This window comes from Maricaulis sp. W15 (assembly GCF_001924955.1).
Lineage (GTDB): Bacteria > Pseudomonadota > Alphaproteobacteria > Caulobacterales > Maricaulaceae > Maricaulis > Maricaulis maris.
In genome coordinates this window covers 226,199-243,036 of record NZ_LQXG01000001.1, presented here as the reverse complement: position 1 = coordinate 243,036, position 16,838 = coordinate 226,199, and the positions used below count along the sequence as shown (strand labels likewise).

Below are 16,838 nucleotides of genomic sequence, written 5' to 3'. Positions count from 1 at the left end.
CCCTGGCAATCTGTACGGGTACTGTTCGGGTCGACACAGTATTGCTTTGTTCCCGTGATGGAAGTCATGACGCCAGCACAATCCCCGTCCGACAAGACCCCTGCGATGCAGGGCCGCACCGTGCTGTCAGAGACCGGCATCACCGCGCTGATCCTCGACGACCACCAGATCGTGATCGACGGGATGGCCGGGCTTCTGCGGGATCAAGGGCTGGTCGACCACGTCCTGTCACGATCAAGCCTCGCCGGACTGGCCGACGACCAGGCGTTTGACGCGCTGAGCTTTGCCATCATCGATGTCGGACTGGCGGGCGAATCCGGACTGGACGCCGTCGCCACGCTGCGATCCGCCACCCCGTCCCTGCCCTGCATCCTGATGACCGGCTCACCGCTCGATGCGGACGAACGCCAACGCCTGCAGAACCATACAGGCCATTTTTATCACAAGCAGGATCCGGTCGAGCAATTGATCTCGGTTGTGCGCGACGTCCTTGATGCGAACCCGACCGCTGGCACAGCGACCGGTCCCGAAAGCCCGGACATCGACCCGGACCTCACCCCGCCCGGTCTCGGTCGGATCGGCCAGCTGACCCGGCGCGAGCGCGACGTCCTGCGACAAATCGGCCGCGGTGCCGGTCTGACGGAAATCGCGGCACGCCTCGGCATTGCCCGGGCCACGGTCCGCAAGCATCGCGAGAACATCATGGACAAGCTGGCCGTCCGCTCGAGCGCCCGGCTTGTGCGGATTGCGCTGCAGATCGGACTGTCCTGACACCACCCGGCCGGCCGCGCCTGCGGCTGCCGCTTTAACCGGCGTGCCGGAAGGCCTATCTCAGCCGGGCAACCGGAGGCCCGACATGGATACCCGCCTGAAAGCCGCGCTCAACACTGTTATCGAGACCCAGTCCGGCCGTCCTTTGGTCGATGCCGACCGGATCGAGTCCGCGGCCATACGCGGCGATACGGCCACCATCATCCTGCGCGCACCTGTCGCCGGCAAGGCGGATATGGACCGGCTGAAACCAGAGATCGAACAAGCCCTGGGCAAGCTCGACGGGATCGAACGCGTCCAAGTCATCATGACCGCCCACAGCGACAAAAAGCCCGCCCCTGCCCGCCCGGCGCCACAGCGCACCGGCAAGCCGGCAGGCGCCAAGCCCGCCAAACGCATCATCGCCGTCGCCTCCGGCAAGGGCGGTGTCGGCAAATCAACCATCGCCGCCAATCTCGCCGTGGCCCTGGCCCGGACCGGGCTCAAGGTCGGCCTGCTCGACGCCGATATCTACGGCCCGTCAGCACCGCGCCTGTTCGGTCTCACGGATGTCGCCGGCCTGCGCAAGACCGATGCCGGTGTCCAGCCGGTCGAAGCGCATGGTGTGAAAATCGTCTCGATGGGCTTCGTGGTAAAACCGGGCGCCGCCGTGGTCTGGCGCGGCCCGATGGTGCAGGGCGCGATCCGGCAATTCATGATGGACACGGATTGGGGCCAGCCCGACGTGTTGATCATCGACATGCCACCGGGCACCGGCGACGCCCAGCTGGCCATCGCCCAGGACCTCCCGGTTGATGGCGCGGTCATCGTCTCGACCCCGCAGGATCTGGCCCTGGATGATGCCCGCAAGGCAATGAGCCTGTTTGAGCAGACCCATGTCCCCCTGCTCGGCATGGTCGAAAACATGAGCGTCTTCCTGTGCCCGCATTGCGGTGAAAGCAGCCATATCTTCGGCGAGGGCGGTGTCCGCTCCGAAGCCGAGCGCATGGGCCTGGCCTATCTCGGCGATATCCCGCTGCACCCGGATCTGCGCGCCCGGTCCGATGCCGGCGAACCTGCAGCCCTTGACGACGGCCCCGTCGGCAAGGCTTTCCGCAAGACGGCCCTGGCCGCGCTCGAAGCCGCCGAACAGGCCAACAAGCCGGCGCCGGAAATCGTCCTCAGCTAAACGGGTTCAGCGGGACAGGCGAAGCCCTCCGGACGTCAGCCCGTCCGGCGCTTCGACGCCGAAAACATCCGCCAGGACTGTGGTCGTCAGCGCCTGTGCCGGTGGTCCATCTGCAACGGGCTGACCGCGATCGAGCACAATGACGCGATCTGCATGCCGGGCCGCAAGGTCGAGCGCGTGCAGCGACACAATGACCAACGCGCCACGCCGGGCCTCGGCGGCCAGGATTTCCAGCACACCGAGCTGGTGACGCACATCAAGCGCCGCCGTTGGCTCGTCCAGCAGAATGACGGAGGCCCCGACCGCCAGTGTCCGCGCCAACAGCACCCGGGCCTGCTCGCCTGATGACAGCGTATCAAAGCCACGCTCGGCGAGATGCGCCGTTGCCGTCCGCTGCAGGGCGTGCTCGATGGCGGCCTCGTCGTCCGCGGTCAGACGGCGCAGGGGTTTGAGGTGTGGAATACGACCCAGCGCGACGAGGCGGCGCGCGGTGATCGGCCAAGCGGCGCGGCCATCCGGTGGCAGATAGGCGATCGCCCGCGCCCGCTCTGCCTCGTTGAGCGCGGCGAGGTCGCGACCGTCGAGGCGAACATGGCCGGCAGCCGGCGCAGCCAGGCCCGCTGCCAGTCGCAAAAGGCTGGACTTGCCGGCCCCGTTCGGTCCGACCAGCGCCACCAATCCCGGGCCGGAGACATCAAAGGACAGGCCGGCAAACAGGTCTGCGACGCCGGGGCGATAGGTGACAGCGTCGAACACAATCCGGGTCATGGCGCGCGCCTCTGGGAATGCCGAACCAGCCACAGGAAGAAGGGCGCGCCGATCAACGCCGTCAACACGCCAAGATAAAGCGGGATGCCCGGTCCGGACAGCAGGCGCGTGACCAGATCGGCGAGCACGATCAACACGGCGCCGCCCAACGCCGATGGCAGGATGAGGGCGCCGGGCCGGTGTTCGACGAGCGGTCGCAGGATGTGCGGCACGACGAGACCGACAAAGCCGATGGCACCGGCCACGGCCACACCGCCACCGACCGCCAAGGCCGTGCCGAAGATCACCGCCAGTCGCAATCGCCCCAGCCCGATCCCCAATGATCGCGCCGTTTCCTCGCCCAGCCCCAGCGCGTCCAGCCCGCGGGCGAGCGGCGCCAGGACCATGAGCCCGGCCAGGATGACCGGCGCCGCGAAACCCACTTCGGTCCAGCTGGCATCACTCAGGGACCCCATCAGCCAATAGGCGATTTCCGCCAGCGCCCAGGGATTGGGCGCCAGATTCATCAACAGGGCGGTGACGGCACCGGCGGTCGCATTCACGGCGACACCGGCCAGTATCAACGTGGTCGCGGTCGCACCGCGCCCGGCGATCAGGAACAAGGACGCCACGCCCAGGGCGGCACCGGAAACACCTGCCAAGGGCAGGGCCAGGGCGAAGCTCGCCGACAAGCCGAAATAGAGACAGATCACCGCCCCAAGTCCGGCACTGGCCGAAACACCGATCACACCGGGATCGGCCAGGGGGTTTCGGAAAAACCCCTGCAGCACGGCCCCCGCCGCACCCAGTCCGGCACCAATCAAAACGCCCAGCAAAACCCGCGGCAGCCGCAATTCGCGCAGAACGAGGGCGTCAAGCGCCCCGCCAGTGTCGAACAGGGCCGCCGGTGCGGCACCGCCACTGCCGGCGAAGATCGCGACCAGCGACACCAACACCAGTGCAACAAGCAGAAGCCCATTGAGACGCAGATGGGTCACGCGCCGTCCTCCCAGGCATCAATCGCATCCGCGATCAGTTCCGCAGCATCGACCAGGCGCGGCCCCGCACAGGGCCACAGGCCGGCGGGGATTTCCGCACGCTCGGGATGGTCGAGCAAGCGGCGATAGGCGGCATGGCGGCGGGCCCGGTTGAACGTGCTGGCATAGCCGTCGATGAAGAAGCTGGTGAGCACGATGTCGGCCTCGAGCGTGAGGGCAAATTCCGGATCTGACCGGGTCCAGCCCACCGCGCCGTTTTCCGCCACGACATTGATCCCGCCGGCCGCGACGATGGCCGTGTCGATATAGGTTCCCGCACCCGCAGAGCCGCCCGACACACTGAGATAGGCAATCCGCGGCGTTCGGGCTCGGGCCTCGGCTCGACGCACCATTTCGGCAAGGCGCGCGTCGATATCGGCAATCACGGCATCGGCCGCCTCGGCCTGGCCGGTGGCGGCACCCAAGGCGCGAAGATTGCCGCGGACCGCATCAAAATCATCGGCCCAGACCAGCTCGAACACCGTCTGCCCGGAACGCTCCAGCAAACGACCGGTTCGACCCGCCTCGCCGGTTGCGAACACGGTCAGTGCCGGTGCCAGCTCCAGCAAGCGCGCCGCGTCCGGCCAGGCCTTGGGCAAGCCGCGAGACCAGGACGGCGCGACAGAGACGGGTTGATCAACCTGCCAGGACAGGGCGCTGATCGACTCCATCGGCACCACGGCCAGCACATAGGCGTCAGCGCACAAGGAGGCCGAAGCGACGCCGGCATGCGGCGCTGCCTCCTGGGCCAGGCCTTGCGGAGCCAGAAGCAGACTAGCGGTGGCTGAGACGCAGGCCGACATGAAGGCCGCGCCCCGGCGTGTGATAGCCGAAGACATCCTGATACTCCTCATCGAGCAGGTTTTCCCCGCGCGCATAGACCTCAATGCCGGGCCGGACATCCCAGCTGACCTGACCGCCGACCAGCGTGTAGGCATCGAGTACCACCGGTTGGAACGTCCCGAAATCGGTATCGGTCTGATCGCCGGTATGGTCGAACGTTGCCGAGGCCGAAACCGGCCCGTCCGCCGGCGCCCAGGATATCGTCAATGAGGCGAGTTGCTCGGGGCGGCGGATTTCTGCGACACCATTCTCCTCGCTCTCCAGCAGGCTCAGCGAGCCGAACAGCGACCAGTCGACGTCGATTTCCCAGATGCCGGAAATCTCCACCCCGCTGCGGTCCGATTGCGTGCCGGAATTGAGCGCGGTTGACGGGAAGGCCGAGAAATCCGTGTAGATCTCATTCTCCAGCTCGGATCGGAAATAGCTCACGGACAGGCTGGCGGCGCCGTCCAGCAGCGTCTGGTCCCAAGCGATTTCCCAGCCTTTTGACTGTTCCGGTTCCAGATCGGGATTGCCAACGAAGAAATCCGGGAAGAAGCCGAACAATTCATAGACGCCGGGATTCTTGACCGCCTCGCCGAAATTGGCCCGCAGACGACCGTCAAGACGGTCGAACGCCCAGCCGGCGCCGACGCGCCAGGTCGTCGAGTCCGCGAACAGGGTGTGGACATCGCGCCGGGCCGATGCGGTGAGATCGAGAGCACCGCGCGAAATACCATAGTCAAACGCGATCGCGTCGGCCTCGAGCTGGCGGCTCTGATTGGAACCTGCCGCCGGCCCGGCATCCGCCTTCAAACGATCTTGGTCGCGCTCGATCAGACCGGTCAGGCGATGCTGGAAGGGCCCGGTCTCCCAATGCCCGGTGAGCTGGTAATGCGCCTGCAAGCGCTGGCCAAGTGAACGCGATGTCCGGACTCCCGCCGACAGGGATTGCGAGGTGTCGTCGGTCAGCTGCACGGCCGCCTCATGGGAGAGGCGGACGCTGCCGACGCTCTGCTCAGCCAGCACCGCGACCCGCGCCAGCACCGTCTCGCTGTCAGTATGCAGATCGACATTGTCGAGCCGGCCATCGAAGTCCGTATCGCTGTCATAATCGCTGCCGCTCTCGATGCGGCGCAGCGAGGCTTCAAGGCGAACCGCCTCGTTGAACCGGTAGCCGCCAGACAGCGCCAGGACGGTGTTGTCATAGCCATCCGTCTCGCCGCCAAGGCCGGACACATCGATGCCGTCGCTGGCATAATCGCCGAAACTGCCGGTCAACCAGTGATCCCCCAACTCGCCGCCGGCCTGCAGGCTGATCCGCCGGGTGTCGAAGCTTCCTGCCTCCAGGCGCAAGCCGACATTGAAATCGCTGTCGGGACGGACCGAGTTGAGCCGGATCACACCGCCGATTGCGTCAGCGCCCCACAAGGCTGATTGCTCGCCGCGCGCCACCTCAATCGAGGCCAGATCATCGAACACATAATGCGAGAAATCCGCTTCGCCGGTGAATGGGTTGGATGCTTCCACGCCGTCGATCAGCACGAGGACGTGATTGGCCTCGGCGCCGCGCGCCCGGATCTGGGTCAGCGAGCCGGGAGCGCCGGACCGTGACACGGCAAGGCCGGGCACGGCCCGCAGCGCGTCAGCGGCAAACGGCGCACCGCGAGCCTCCAGCATGGCGGCATCAAGCAGGGTCACGCTCGACGTGGCCTGGTCAGCCGGCAGCGCGATACGCGCCGCAGTGACATAGACGACATCCTCGTCGCCGATATCCTGGGCCAGAACCTGGCCGGGAAGGGAAAGACAGGTGGCAGCAAGGCAGAGCCGGTGCCAGTTTTTGATACGCATATGCCGCGTCTCCATAGCATGGGTGCCGGCGCCCGCGCGGGTCACCGGCTGGTTGCAAAGGAGTCGTCAAGAAACGGATATACCGCGCCGGTCTCGTGAGCTCCCGCACGAGCGGACAGACGACAGCGACGGCAGGTCTTCCGGCTTGCGGGTCATTGCAGATGAAGCGCCTTCCCAGGGTCGCCCCCAGTGGCTTTGTGCTTCACCGCTCACCGCCTACGGCTGCGGGGACAGCGCTGGACTTGGCGTTGCGGCCTGACCAGCTTCCCTATTATTCCCGTGAGGGAACCATCACGGCGCGGACGCTATGTCGCGCTGCGGCAAAAAGCAATGAAGGAGGGTCAGTCGCGCGTTGCGAGCTGGCGCTCGAGATCGCGCAGGCGCAGATGGAGATTGCGTTCCTTGACCTTTTCCGGCGCGCCAAGTGCCATTTCCAGCTCACGCATCGAGCGCCGCGTCTTGCGCCAGCGGCGCCACAGCAGCAGGATTTTCGGCCCTTCAACCAGGTAGCGACGCCACATGCGGGTCGGCTCCTGGACCAGACGGTGCAACCATTCCAGTCGTGACTTCTGCATCCAGACCGGCGCCCGCTGCGCAGCCCCGGCGAGAAAATCGAGCGACGCGCCGACACACAAGCCGACACCGGTGCAGCCACCATGGTCCAGGCAGGCTTCAGCAATCATCTCCTGTTGCGGCGAGCCGACACAGAAAAAGGTGAAGCGTGAGGGATTGTCGGCGACGAATTTGGCACACGCCTCAACCGCTTCGCGGTTGTGTCGCAGCCCCATGGGAGGCTCATGCCAGCGCACATCGGTGAGGCCATAACGTTGCGTCACGGCATCAATGACCGCCTGGCTACCACCGATGATGGTGACCGGCTGGTGCGGATCAATGACCGTGTCGAACAGGCGCGCGGTGAGGTCCGAACCCGGCGTGACATCAATCGTTTCGCCGGAGATCTTGCCGATCAGTTCGAGCACGCGGCTGTCACAGACCGTCAGCCAGGCCTGGGCGTAAAGCGTCGCCAGAACCGTGTCCGTTTCGAGCCGAACGAGGTGGTCGACATTGGGTGTGACGACGAAAGCGAAGGGGCTGGCGGCCTCGCGCTCCGTGATCCGGCGCAGGGCGACGTCCATGCTGATCTTGTCGAAGGCCGAGTTCAGGAACCAGACATGTCGCGAACCGGAACGCCGATCAACGAAACTCTCACCCGTTGCCATGACCATGTTGCACCACTCTTGTCTCGATACGCGTCAAATCGCGCGCTTGCGCCCGTCCCGTGCAAAACCTGCGCCGAAATTTTCCGGTCGCCCTGCATCCAAATGCACGTTTGGCGGCATCACAGGTCGAAGCCTTGATGTGAGGGGAGAGGATGATGCTGACGAAATCCGCGATTATCGCCGGACTTCTTTCGGGCGCGCTCGGCCTGCCGGTTGCCCTGCCCTATGCCGCCGGCGCGGCCGTGTCGGTGTCATTCGGGCCGGTGGGCGTCGAAGTTTCCCGGACCCATGGCGTCGATTTTGATCTGGATGTTTCCTGCCTGGTCTCGGCCTGCCCGATCGCCATGCTGCATATCGGACCAAGCGAGGCGCCGCGTTATCAGCCGGTCGTCTGACCGGCCTTGCGCGCTCGCCGCTCGGCAAACCGCTGCGGCCCCAACACCACCCGCGCATCGGCCGCCAACACCGACGCACCGCCGGTTATGCGGCTGACAAGATCTTCCGCCAGCAAGGGCGCATGGGCAAAACCGCGGGACCCAAACCCTGACAGGATGGACAGCCTGTCGCCAAGCATCCCCGCCACCGGCAAACGATCCGGCGTCGAAGCCCGCACACCGCTCCACCGCTCCGTCACACGCCCCAGCGCGAGGTCTGGCAAACGCTCGGCGATGGCCGTCCGGAAGGACGCCTCGGCCTCGTCATCGGGTGCCGCCGCCTCACCGCGCAGATGGGTCGCGCCGACCAGCACGCCGTCGCCCGCCCGGCAGGCATAATGCCCCCAACTGACCGGTGAGGCCGGCGCCGGCCCCTCAAATACCGCGACCTGCCCGGCGCTGGGCGAAATGTCGCCATGGAAGGCCTGGGAAGCCGCCCCGGCGGCAATCACCAGATGCGCCGCCTCAAGCCGGCACACACCGTCACGGTCGAACAGGCGCACACCATCACCACCCGCCTCGTGATGACCGAATTGCCAGTCCTGGCGATCACAGGCACCGATCAGGCCGGAGACCAGGCGGGACGGTTCAAACCGTCCACCACAGCTGATCACCAGGCGGTCATCCTGCCAGTCAAGATGGTCCGGCAGCCAATCGGCCAGCACCGCGAAACGCGCCGCCTCGCGCGCATCCCTGGGCAGGCGGATCACCGGTTCGGCGTGAAACCCGTCGCGACCCTCATACAGGCGACGGGCAAAATCAAAGGCCGCCATCGTCGCTCGGACATGCGGGCGGTCGGCTTTTTCCAGACGCGGCGTCAACAGGCCGGCCGGTGCATTCGAGGCGCCGCCCGGCGCATCCGCCGCGCCGATCAACACCGTCTCGATGCCGCGCGCAGCCAGGGCGTGCACCAGGCTCGCACCGGCGATACCGGCACCAATAACGGCGACCGGCCCCGCGGCCTGCAATCCCGACCGGGCCACCGTCTCACCCGGCCAGATTGCCTCCAGACGCTCTCGCTTGCGCCCGAAGCCCGGGCGTTTGGCAACCGAGAATCCCGCCTCGGCCAATCCGCGCCGGACAAAGCCTGCGACCGTGAATGTGCCGATCCGGGCGCCCGGTGCCGACAGCTCACCGATCCGGTTGAAGACAGGCTGCGACCACATGGCGGCATTCCGGTCAGGCGCAAAACCATCAAGGAACCAAGCGTCTACCGGACCATCCATCTGCGCCAGCGCGGCCTCGACCTCGTCCTGGAAAATCGTGATCGCGAACCGGTCTTCAGGGAAGACAAGCCGCTGCGGCCCTTTCAGACGGCTTGGCCATTGCGCCAGCAGGCGCCCGGCCAGCTCGCCCAATTGCGGCCACGCCGCGAAGGCGCGCGCAGCCGAGGCCCGGTCGAGCGGGTGTTTCTCGATCGAGACCAGGTCAAGCCAGCCATCATCCGGCCGGGTCTCGCGCCACAATTGCCACAAGCCCAAGGCGTTGAGGCCGGTGCCAAAACCGAGCTCGCCGACGGTGTAATTGCGCCGTCCGGCCCAGGCGTCCGGCAGGCCGCAGGCGCGCAGGAAGACCGCGCGCGTCTCTTCCAGGCCATCTTCGGCGGAAAAATAGACATCGCCATAATCACGGGCACGCGGGCCGCTTTCGGCAGACCAGTCGAGCAAGGCGGGCTGGCAATAAAGCCCGTCCGGGGTCATTGCGGTGTCGTGCCGAGGGATTGGGTGAATTTGGCGAAAGCCATCAAGCCTTCCGGCCACGGGCCATGCCCGCTCTCGGCCTCGAAATGACCCGCCTCGCCGGCATTGCCGAAACGAACCTCCCAGTCACGCGCCCAAGCTTCCGCCTTCAGTATATTGCAGGACGGATCATTGGAGCTGGCCAGCATCAGGCCGGGAAAGCCGAGCGGCACGCGCGGCACCGGGTCGAAGCCGTGATCGCCATACTTGTCCTTGAGCTCGGGACGTTCCCAATCGGAGGCACCCACGAGAAAGGCCCCGGCCACCTTGTTGACCAGGGCTGGGGCCGCATGGGCAACCGTCAAAACGCCAACCGAATGGGCAATCAGGATGACGGGCTTTTCAGCCTTCTCGACTTCGTCGATCAGGCGATTGGCCCAATGCTCGCGCCGTGGCAGATCCCAGTCATCCTGCTCGACGCGGCGCGCGGTGGACATCTTGTCCTGCCAGCGGCTTTGCCAGTGGAAGGGCGAGGCGTTGCCGAGGCCCGGCACGATGAGAAGTTCGCAATCCTTGATTTTCATGCCGCTCTTCTAACCCCAATTTCGGCGGCTGCCAGCCCCGACAGGGCGAGCGATTGCACAAAAACAAAGGCGCGGAGCCTTTCAGCTCCGCGCCAGTAACCCGTGTGCGCCTTGTTTGATCAGGCCGCTTCGGCGGGAATTGCGTCCAGGGCCGTTTCCAGCTCGGTAAAGCTGGGCTGCATCTTGGAGGGCACGCCACCGCGGCCGATCTCGACGGAGATCTGGGCGGCATTGCCGTGCAGATGCGCCACCAGCACATCCTGGATGATCTTGTAAAAAGCGTGCTCTTCGTCATAGACGGCCTGCATATAAGCTGCGAACGGGCCGACAAAACCATAGGCGATGAAGACGCCGAGGAAGGTCCCGACCAGCGCGCCACCGATATAACCGCCCAGCACCGCCGGCGGGCTCTCGATCGCGCCCATCGTCTTGATCACGCCCAGCACGGCAGCAACGATGCCCAGGGCCGGCAGGCCGTCGGCCATGGTCTGCATGGCATGGGCCGGGTCGGCGGCTTCGTGATGGTGCTTTTCCAGCTGTTTTTCCATCGCGTCCTCAACCTGGTGCGGATCTTCCAGGTTCATGGTCATCATGCGCAGCGTGTCGCAGATGAAGTCGACCGCAAAATGGTCCTTCATGATGCGTGGGAAGCGGGTGAAAATTGTGCTCTCGGTGGGGTTCTCGATATGACTTTCGAGCGCAATAACCCCTTTTGTCTTCATTGTTTTTGTTAGCAAGAACAATAATGACAAGAGGTCGGTATAGTCCTGCCCCTTCCATTTGGGACCGGTGAAGACCTTGGACAGGTCGCCCAGGGTTTTCATCACGGTTTTCGGCTTGTTGCCGATCAGGAAAGCCCCGACGGCGGCGCCGCCAATCATCATCATCTCGAAGGGCAAGGCCTTCAAAATAACGTCGAAATGTCCGCCGGCGAGCGAGAAGCCGCCAAACACCATCACGAAAACGACGACAATGCCGATAATCTGAAACATCTACCCGTCCACCACGCTTTCCGGGCGGTTTCTCCACCCGATTTGAGCGTACTATGACGGGTTAAGCTTAATGTCCGGTTGAACGGGCGTTAGATGGCTGTTTACCGGAGGCCATCGCAAAATCAGATGGCGGCCTTTCGGGATTGGCATTGGACGCCGCCGGACCACGCGGTCTACATCTGCCGCATGACGCCGCCCTATGATCCCGCCAATCCATCCAGCCACGCCGAACGCCGCAAGGCCTTTCGCCTGCTCTTCCTTTGCCTGATGGCGACGGGCATCGGCAATAACATGCTGTTCGCCATCCTGCCGCCGCTGGCGCGCGGACTGGCTGTGCCGGAATACTGGGTTGGCGCGATCTACACGGTGTCCGCCGTCCTGTTCATGACCATGACGCCGATCTGGGGCGCCCTGTCCGACCGGCGCGGGCGCAAGCCCTTCATCGTTTTCGGCCTGTCGGCCTTTGCCTGCTCGACCCTGATCTTTGCCGGCGCCGCCTGGGCCGGGGAGAGTGGCTGGGTGCCGCCGCTGGCGGCGATCTTCGCGATGGCGCTGGCCCGCACCCTGTTTGGCTCCCTCGGCTCGGCCACCAACCCGGCAGCTCAAGCCTATGTCGCCGACCGGACCTCACCGGCTGAACGCACCGAGGCCCTGGCCGGACTGACCGCCGCCTTCGGCATGGGCGCCGTGATCGGCCCGACCCTGGCGGCAACCCTGGTCGAACTGGTGGGCGTGCCGATCTTCATGGTCATCATCTCGGCGACCGTCGCACTGGGCGCCTGGGCGGTCTGGCATTTCCTGCCGGAACAATCCCCACCGAAACAGCAAAACCGTCCGATCAATCCGTTCAAGCAATTCGCCTTTGCCGCCGACCCGCGGATCGCGCCCTTCGTCGGCTATGGCTGCGTCACCTGGATCGTACAATCGCTGAGCCTGTCGACCCTGGCCTTTTTCATCATGGACACGCTGGTGCTCGATGAGGCCCAGGGGCTGCAAATGTCGGCCATCGCCCTGGCGGCCGGGGCCGGCGCCCTGATTGTGGCCCAGCTTGTCGTCATTCCGGCGATGAAAGCCAGTGCGCGCGTCCTGATGGCCATCGGAGCGCTGATCACCATTGCCGGCTTCGCCCTGATGATCATCGCCCCGAATTATGCCGGCATCGTCACGGCCTATATCCTGATCAGCTTCGCCTTCGGCCTGTCACGCTCGGGCTTTGTCGGCGGCGCCTCGATTGCGGTCGAGCCGGAAGAACAGGGCCGCGTCGCCGGACTGACCACCGCGACAGCCGGCCTCGGCTTCATCATCGGCCCGGTTGGCGGTCTGGCCATGTACAATCAGCTCGGCCATCTGGTGCCCTACTACGTGGCCATCGTGCTGAGCGTGATCGCCGCCCTCATCGCCTGGTACCATCCCGGCATCCGGCGCGCGGTGGATGTGGTCGAGATCGAACCCGAGGTCTGATCAGTCGGTGTTTCCGGCCTGCGCCGCAATCACCGCCTCATACATCGTCCGCCCGAGATAGCCATCGGCCAGCAGACCGTTTGCGCGCTGGAAGGCGCGCAGGGCGGCCCGCGTATTGGGACCAGCCAAACCGTCAGGCGTTCCACTGTCGAAGCCCAGCGCGTTCAGGCCGGCCTGGACTTCCCGCGTCTGGCTGCGGTTGATCGGCGGATTATCAAGCGGCCACGGACCGACCAGGGGGGCCTCGCCGGCGATACGGTCAGCCAGGTGGGCGACGCCGATCGCGTAGGAGGTGGAGTTATTATAGCGCTTGATGACGCGGAAATTGGGAAAGGTCAGAAAGCCCGGCCCCTGCCCGCCGGCGGGCAATTCGAGACGCGCCGCCCGCATCAGATGGTCGGCCTGCCATTCACCGGCGGCCGGCAGCAGGCCCAGCATGGCCCACTCGCTGACCAGGCGTGATTGGCCCGGATCCCAAGCGGCAAAGTCGAACTCGGCCGGAACGCGGACTTCCAGCAGGGTCGGTGCGCCAACGCGCCAGCCTTCGCGGGCGAGGAGATTGGCGGCGGAGGCAAGCGCGTCCTCCGGATCGGTCCAGATATTGCGCTGACCATCGCCGTCCCAGTCGTGGGCGCGCTCGAGATAGGTCGTCGGAATGAATTGCATCTGCCCCATCGCACCAGCCCAGGAACCGGTCAGCTGGGCCCGTGTGGCATAGCCGGACTCGAGCATTTCAGCGACGGCGAAGAGTTGGGCCTCGGCCCAGGACCGGCGGCGCCCTTCCCAGGCCAGGGTCGCAAGCGCCTGGACGATGTCGTTATTGCCGGGAATCGCGCCGTAGGAGCTTTCCAGCCCCCAGATCGCAATCAGGATTTCGGCCCGGACACCGAAATGGGCGGCGATATCGTCGACCGCATCACGGTTTTCCTCAAAGGCGGCGCGACCATTCGAGATACGCAGGTCCGATGCCGCGATGTCGAGATAGGACCAGAGCGGGCGGACAAATTCCGGCTGGCTGCGATCGCTCTCGATAATCCGCATTTCCGGCCGCAGCCCGTCAAGCATGGCGGCTGCCGTGGCGTCTTCGACGCCGGACGCCACAAGCCGGGTCCGGAACCCGCCAAGCCAGTCCGCGAAACTTTCACCTTCGGGTTGGGCGGTCGCACCGGCAGTGATCAGGGAAAAACTGGCGGCCAGTACAAGCAGTCGACGGATCATCCATTCCTCACACGCACAGCCGGCTCGAGAAAACGGGTCGGATCGAGCCCGGCGATTTCGATAATAAGCTTGCGCCGCAGCGCGTCCACGAAATCATCATGCTCATTACTTGGCGAAATGAAGGCACCGGGTCCGGTTATCACCTGATTTTCAAAATAGGCGCTGACATCAATCGAGACTGAAGGCCGGAAAGGATGCTGGCGGTTATTGGTGATCGGCAGACCGTTGACGGTGATGTTGGCCGTATCCGCCCGCTCCCGCGCCAGGCTCAGGCTGGGACCGGAATTCTGCGGACCATCGCCGGAAATATCGATAACCTGGCGCACGCCCTCAAAAGCATTGTCCTGCATCAGGCCGACGGAACTGTCGATGGCCGCGCCAATCGCCGTCCGGCGTCCGGAGATGAAAGGCGCCGTCGCCAGCGTGGCGGCAAAGATCTGGGCATCCTCTTCGGTTTCGATCACCGTCCAGGGCGCCACGACACGCTGGAAATCGGCATCGGCCCACTCCAGATAGACCACCGCGATCCGACCATAGCCACCGCTCTGGATGGCCGAGATGATATCGGGGTCGGCAAGGGCTGCCACATGCCCCTCGCGCTGGCGGCGCGCCTCGGTCTCGTCGATCGAGGAGGACACATCGACAGCCAGCACAAGTTCCAGGTCAACAAGTTCACGACCATCATCGGTGTATTCGTGCGGACGCGCTTCCCCGACCCAAGGCGCAGGCGCCCGGTCGCCGGCGCCCAGCATCAACCAGGCGCTGCCTGCCAGAACGAGCGTGCGCAGAATTGGCCGACCGGCCGTCACGGGGCGCGGCCCACGACCATTCCGTACTCGGCATCAACTTCGCCCGGCGACGGGAGCGCACCGGCGATCTCGATAATCAGCTTGCGCAGGATCGCCTCGCGGAACTCGGCCTCGGTGCGCGCCGGCAGCACAAATGCGCCCGGCCCGGTGATCACATTATCGCGGAAATAGTCGTCCAGATTGACCTCGACCGGGCGCACCCAGCGGCCATCGCCCGACGAGATGACGGGCAGGCCATTGACGACGACATGCGCCGCATCGGCCATCGCCCGTGCCTGTTCCAGCGGCAGGCCCTGGTTCTGCGGCCCGTCGCCGGAAATATCGACGATCAGACGCGGCGCATTGTAGTCATTGCTCTCGATCCGGTTGACGGCATCGGCCAGCGCCGCACCGATCGCGGTGTAATGCCCACGTTCGAGTGGCGCAGCGGCGACGCGCGAGGCAAAGGTCAGCGCATCTTCTTCCGAACCGATCACCATCCAGTCGGCGGCGGCCCGCTGGAAACCGCTGTCGGCCCATTCGACATAGGTCACAGCGATCCGGCCCAGCGGCCCGCCCTGGATCGAGCGGATCACGTCTTCAGACGCGAGCGCGGCGACATAGCCCTCGCGCTGACGCTGCGCCTCTTCCTCGTCCACGGAATAGGAAATGTCGACGGCGAGCACGAGCTCGACATCAACATCGATGGAACCGGGCTGGTACGCCGATGCAGCGGACGCAGCCACGAAAAAGGCCGCCAGAACGGCGGCACCCGTATTACCCAAGCCTGTCATGGCGCGCACATTATGGAGCGCCTTCAGCCCCGGCAACTTTCGATGTTGTAAGGCAAGCGCTTGGCGCCCGGGTGTTACCCCCAAACCTCATCATAAAGCGCGATGATCTCGTCATGGGTCGGAATGCGCGGATTATTGCCCGGTGATCCCGAGGCCAGCGCCTGTTCGGCCATCAGAGGCCGCAATTGCTGCCAGCGCTCCGGCTGGATACCGAAACCCGCCGGTGTCGGCACGCCCAGCTCGGCGTTCAGTGCCCGCAACTCATCCAGCAGCGCCGTATTGGCGATCTCATCGCTCACACCGTCGCCAACAACGCCCATCGCCCGCGCGCAGTCGGCATAACGTGTCGGCGCGGCCGGGATCGACCAGGTCGTCACCGCCGGCAGCAGCATGGCGTTGGAAAGCCCGTGCGGGACATGGAAGAAGGCACCGATCGGCCGGCTCATCCCGTGTACCAGCGCCACAGACGCATTGGAGAAGGCGATGCCGCCAAAACAGGCCCCGATCAGAAGGGCCTCGCGGGCCTGCCGATCCTCCCCGTCATGAAAGGCGCGGCGCAGATTGGGCGCGATCAGGCGCATCGCCGCCAATGCCTGTTGGTCCGAGAAGCGTGAGGCCTTGCGGCTGACATAGGCCTCGATGGCATGGGTCAGCGCGTCAATGCCGGTATCTGCCGTCACCCGCGGCGGCAAAGAGAGGGTGAGGTCCGGATCAAGGATCGCCGCAACCGGCATGAAGGCCAGACCCATGCACAGCATCTTCTCGTCATTGTCGGGGTCGGTGATCACCGTGACGCGGGTCGCTTCGGAGCCGGTCCCGGCCGTGGTCGGAATGGCGATGACCGGCAGGCCGGGCTCATCGACAATCCTGGGCACCTTGTAATCCCGCATCCGGCCGCCATGGGGGCCGAGCACCGCAAGCGCCTTGGCCGTGTCAATGGCGCTGCCGCCGCCAAGCGCGACCAGACCGTCAAACGCCTGCCCGTCCAAACCGGCTCGCAAAATAGCCTCGGCAACCAACACGGAGGTCTCTGTCGGTTCCGGCTCGGTCGCGTCGAACAGGCCGGACTTGATCCCGGCCTGCGCCAGACCCTGTCCGAGACGGGCGAGATAGCCGAGCTCGACCATGGTGGCGTCGGTGACAATGAGCGGACGTTTCACGCCGCAAGCGGTCAACAAGTCGGGCAATTGGCCGAGCGCACCGCTTCCGGTCCGGATCAGGCGTGGCAGGACAATCGAATGGGTCATGAAAGCTCCGGGTCGGGCCCGCGAT

15 protein-coding genes, 2 pseudogenes and 1 riboswitch are annotated in these 16,838 nt (G+C 65.3%); of the genes and pseudogenes, 5 read left to right on the top strand and 12 right to left on the bottom strand.

From position 1 onward, the window contains the following. Positions 1-66: 66 nt before the first annotated feature. From AWH62_RS01175 to AWH62_RS01170, 3 genes and pseudogenes are all read left to right on the top strand, one after another. Complete coding sequence (locus AWH62_RS01175; protein ID WP_158025522.1) at positions 67-771, top strand: LuxR C-terminal-related transcriptional regulator; 705 nt, start codon at positions 67-69, stop codon at positions 769-771. An 85-nt stretch (positions 772-856) separates the two neighbouring features. Continuing rightward, positions 857-1,063 (top strand): annotated as a pseudogene (locus AWH62_RS17235) (iron-sulfur cluster assembly protein); the annotation flags it as partial. A 101-nt stretch (positions 1,064-1,164) separates the two neighbouring features. Continuing rightward, a pseudogene (locus AWH62_RS01170) lies at positions 1,165-1,939 on the top strand (Mrp/NBP35 family ATP-binding protein); the annotation flags it as partial. A gap of 6 nt (positions 1,940-1,945) precedes the next feature. Here AWH62_RS01170 and AWH62_RS01165 read toward each other — a convergent pair. The 5 genes from AWH62_RS01165 to AWH62_RS01145 all read right to left on the bottom strand — a co-directional run bounded on the left by AWH62_RS01165 (position 1,946) and on the right by AWH62_RS01145 (position 7,622). Then, positions 1,946-2,707: an ABC transporter ATP-binding protein gene (locus AWH62_RS01165; RefSeq protein ID WP_075188623.1), complete on the bottom strand. Its 762-nt coding sequence runs from the start codon at positions 2,705-2,707 to the stop codon at positions 1,946-1,948. Next, on the bottom strand, positions 2,704-3,684 hold the full coding sequence (locus tag AWH62_RS01160) for an iron ABC transporter permease (protein WP_075188622.1): 981 nt from the start codon (positions 3,682-3,684) through the stop codon (positions 2,704-2,706). The genes AWH62_RS01165 and AWH62_RS01160 overlap by 4 nt, the downstream gene beginning before the upstream one ends. Beyond that, on the bottom strand, positions 3,681-4,562 hold the full coding sequence (locus tag AWH62_RS01155; protein ID WP_158025521.1) for an ABC transporter substrate-binding protein: 882 nt from the start codon (positions 4,560-4,562) through the stop codon (positions 3,681-3,683). Before AWH62_RS01155 ends, AWH62_RS01160 begins: the two co-directional genes overlap by 4 nt. Then, on the bottom strand, positions 4,498-6,396 hold the full coding sequence (locus AWH62_RS01150; RefSeq protein ID WP_158025520.1) for a TonB-dependent siderophore receptor: 1,899 nt from the start codon (positions 6,394-6,396) through the stop codon (positions 4,498-4,500). Before AWH62_RS01150 ends, AWH62_RS01155 begins: the two co-directional genes overlap by 65 nt. Before the next feature lie 112 nt (positions 6,397-6,508). Further along, a riboswitch (cobalamin riboswitch) is annotated at positions 6,509-6,704 on the bottom strand. Between the two features lie 33 nt (positions 6,705-6,737). Next, a complete protein-coding gene (locus tag AWH62_RS01145; RefSeq protein ID WP_075188619.1) occupies positions 6,738-7,622 on the bottom strand; it encodes a WecB/TagA/CpsF family glycosyltransferase in 885 nt (294 codons plus the stop codon). 149 nt (positions 7,623-7,771) lie between these two features. On the opposite strand from AWH62_RS01145, the gene AWH62_RS01140 reads away from it, so the two are divergent. After that, complete coding sequence (locus AWH62_RS01140) at positions 7,772-8,011, top strand: hypothetical protein (protein ID WP_143742849.1); 240 nt, start codon at positions 7,772-7,774, stop codon at positions 8,009-8,011. Here the strand turns inward: AWH62_RS01140 and mnmD are convergent. The 3 genes from mnmD to motA form a co-directional block, all read right to left on the bottom strand. After that, on the bottom strand, positions 7,996-9,750 hold the full coding sequence (gene mnmD, locus AWH62_RS01135; RefSeq protein WP_075188617.1) for a tRNA (5-methylaminomethyl-2-thiouridine)(34)-methyltransferase MnmD: 1,755 nt from the start codon (positions 9,748-9,750) through the stop codon (positions 7,996-7,998). The two genes, AWH62_RS01140 and mnmD, sit on opposite strands and share 16 nt — an antisense overlap. Beyond that, on the bottom strand, positions 9,747-10,313 hold the full coding sequence (locus tag AWH62_RS01130; RefSeq protein WP_075188616.1) for an alpha/beta hydrolase: 567 nt from the start codon (positions 10,311-10,313) through the stop codon (positions 9,747-9,749). Before AWH62_RS01130 ends, mnmD begins: the two co-directional genes overlap by 4 nt. 119 nt (positions 10,314-10,432) lie before the next feature. Continuing rightward, positions 10,433-11,305, bottom strand: a complete 873-nt coding sequence (gene motA, locus AWH62_RS01125) for a flagellar motor stator protein MotA (RefSeq protein ID WP_075188615.1) — start codon at positions 11,303-11,305, stop codon at positions 10,433-10,435. Between the two features lie 126 nt (positions 11,306-11,431). On the opposite strand from motA, the gene AWH62_RS01120 reads away from it, so the two are divergent. Then, positions 11,432-12,766, top strand: a complete 1,335-nt coding sequence (locus tag AWH62_RS01120; RefSeq protein ID WP_233128221.1) for an MFS transporter — start codon at positions 11,432-11,434, stop codon at positions 12,764-12,766. Here AWH62_RS01120 and AWH62_RS01115 read toward each other — a convergent pair whose 3' ends face one another. The 4 genes from AWH62_RS01115 to AWH62_RS01100 all read right to left on the bottom strand — a co-directional run bounded on the left by AWH62_RS01115 (position 12,767) and on the right by AWH62_RS01100 (position 16,813). Beyond that, entirely contained in the window at positions 12,767-13,984 is a 1,218-nt protein-coding gene (locus AWH62_RS01115; protein WP_075188614.1) for a lytic murein transglycosylase, read from the bottom strand. After that, on the bottom strand, positions 13,981-14,793 hold the full coding sequence (locus AWH62_RS01110; RefSeq protein WP_233128220.1) for a DUF1194 domain-containing protein: 813 nt from the start codon (positions 14,791-14,793) through the stop codon (positions 13,981-13,983). The genes AWH62_RS01115 and AWH62_RS01110 overlap by 4 nt, the downstream gene beginning before the upstream one ends. After that, positions 14,790-15,566 (bottom strand): DUF1194 domain-containing protein, encoded by a 777-nt coding sequence (locus tag AWH62_RS01105; protein ID WP_121209646.1) that lies wholly within the window; start codon positions 15,564-15,566, stop codon positions 14,790-14,792. The genes AWH62_RS01110 and AWH62_RS01105 overlap by 4 nt, the downstream gene beginning before the upstream one ends. A gap of 74 nt (positions 15,567-15,640) precedes the next feature. After that, positions 15,641-16,813, bottom strand: coding sequence for an iron-containing alcohol dehydrogenase (locus AWH62_RS01100; RefSeq protein ID WP_075188612.1), 1,173 nt, complete (start codon positions 16,811-16,813; stop codon positions 15,641-15,643). Positions 16,814-16,838 lie beyond the last annotated feature (25 nt).

What these genes read in the sequence shown, in the direction of transcription:
- AWH62_RS01175 (WP_158025522.1), top strand. Translation starts at nt 67, where the DNA reads ATGACGCCAGCACAATCCCCGTCCGACAAGACCCCTGCGATGCAGGGC.
- AWH62_RS01165 (WP_075188623.1), bottom strand. Translation starts at nt 2,707, where the DNA reads ATGACCCGGATTGTGTTCGACGCTGTCACCTATCGCCCCGGCGTCGCA.
- AWH62_RS01155 (WP_158025521.1), bottom strand. Translation starts at nt 4,562, where the DNA reads ATGTCTTCGGCTATCACACGCCGGGGCGCGGCCTTCATGTCGGCCTGC.
- AWH62_RS01150 (WP_158025520.1), bottom strand. Translation starts at nt 6,396, where the DNA reads ATGCGTATCAAAAACTGGCACCGGCTCTGCCTTGCTGCCACCTGTCTT.
- AWH62_RS01145 (WP_075188619.1), bottom strand. Translation starts at nt 7,622, where the DNA reads ATGGTCATGGCAACGGGTGAGAGTTTCGTTGATCGGCGTTCCGGTTCG.
- AWH62_RS01140 (WP_143742849.1), top strand. Translation starts at nt 7,772, where the DNA reads ATGCTGACGAAATCCGCGATTATCGCCGGACTTCTTTCGGGCGCGCTC.
- mnmD (WP_075188617.1), bottom strand. Translation starts at nt 9,750, where the DNA reads ATGACCCCGGACGGGCTTTATTGCCAGCCCGCCTTGCTCGACTGGTCT.
- AWH62_RS01130 (WP_075188616.1), bottom strand. Translation starts at nt 10,313, where the DNA reads ATGAAAATCAAGGATTGCGAACTTCTCATCGTGCCGGGCCTCGGCAAC.
- motA (WP_075188615.1), bottom strand. Translation starts at nt 11,305, where the DNA reads ATGTTTCAGATTATCGGCATTGTCGTCGTTTTCGTGATGGTGTTTGGC.
- AWH62_RS01120 (WP_233128221.1), top strand. Translation starts at nt 11,432, where the DNA reads ATGGCGGCCTTTCGGGATTGGCATTGGACGCCGCCGGACCACGCGGTC.
- AWH62_RS01115 (WP_075188614.1), bottom strand. Translation starts at nt 13,984, where the DNA reads ATGATCCGTCGACTGCTTGTACTGGCCGCCAGTTTTTCCCTGATCACT.
- AWH62_RS01105 (WP_121209646.1), bottom strand. Translation starts at nt 15,566, where the DNA reads ATGACAGGCTTGGGTAATACGGGTGCCGCCGTTCTGGCGGCCTTTTTC.
- AWH62_RS01100 (WP_075188612.1), bottom strand. Translation starts at nt 16,813, where the DNA reads ATGACCCATTCGATTGTCCTGCCACGCCTGATCCGGACCGGAAGCGGT.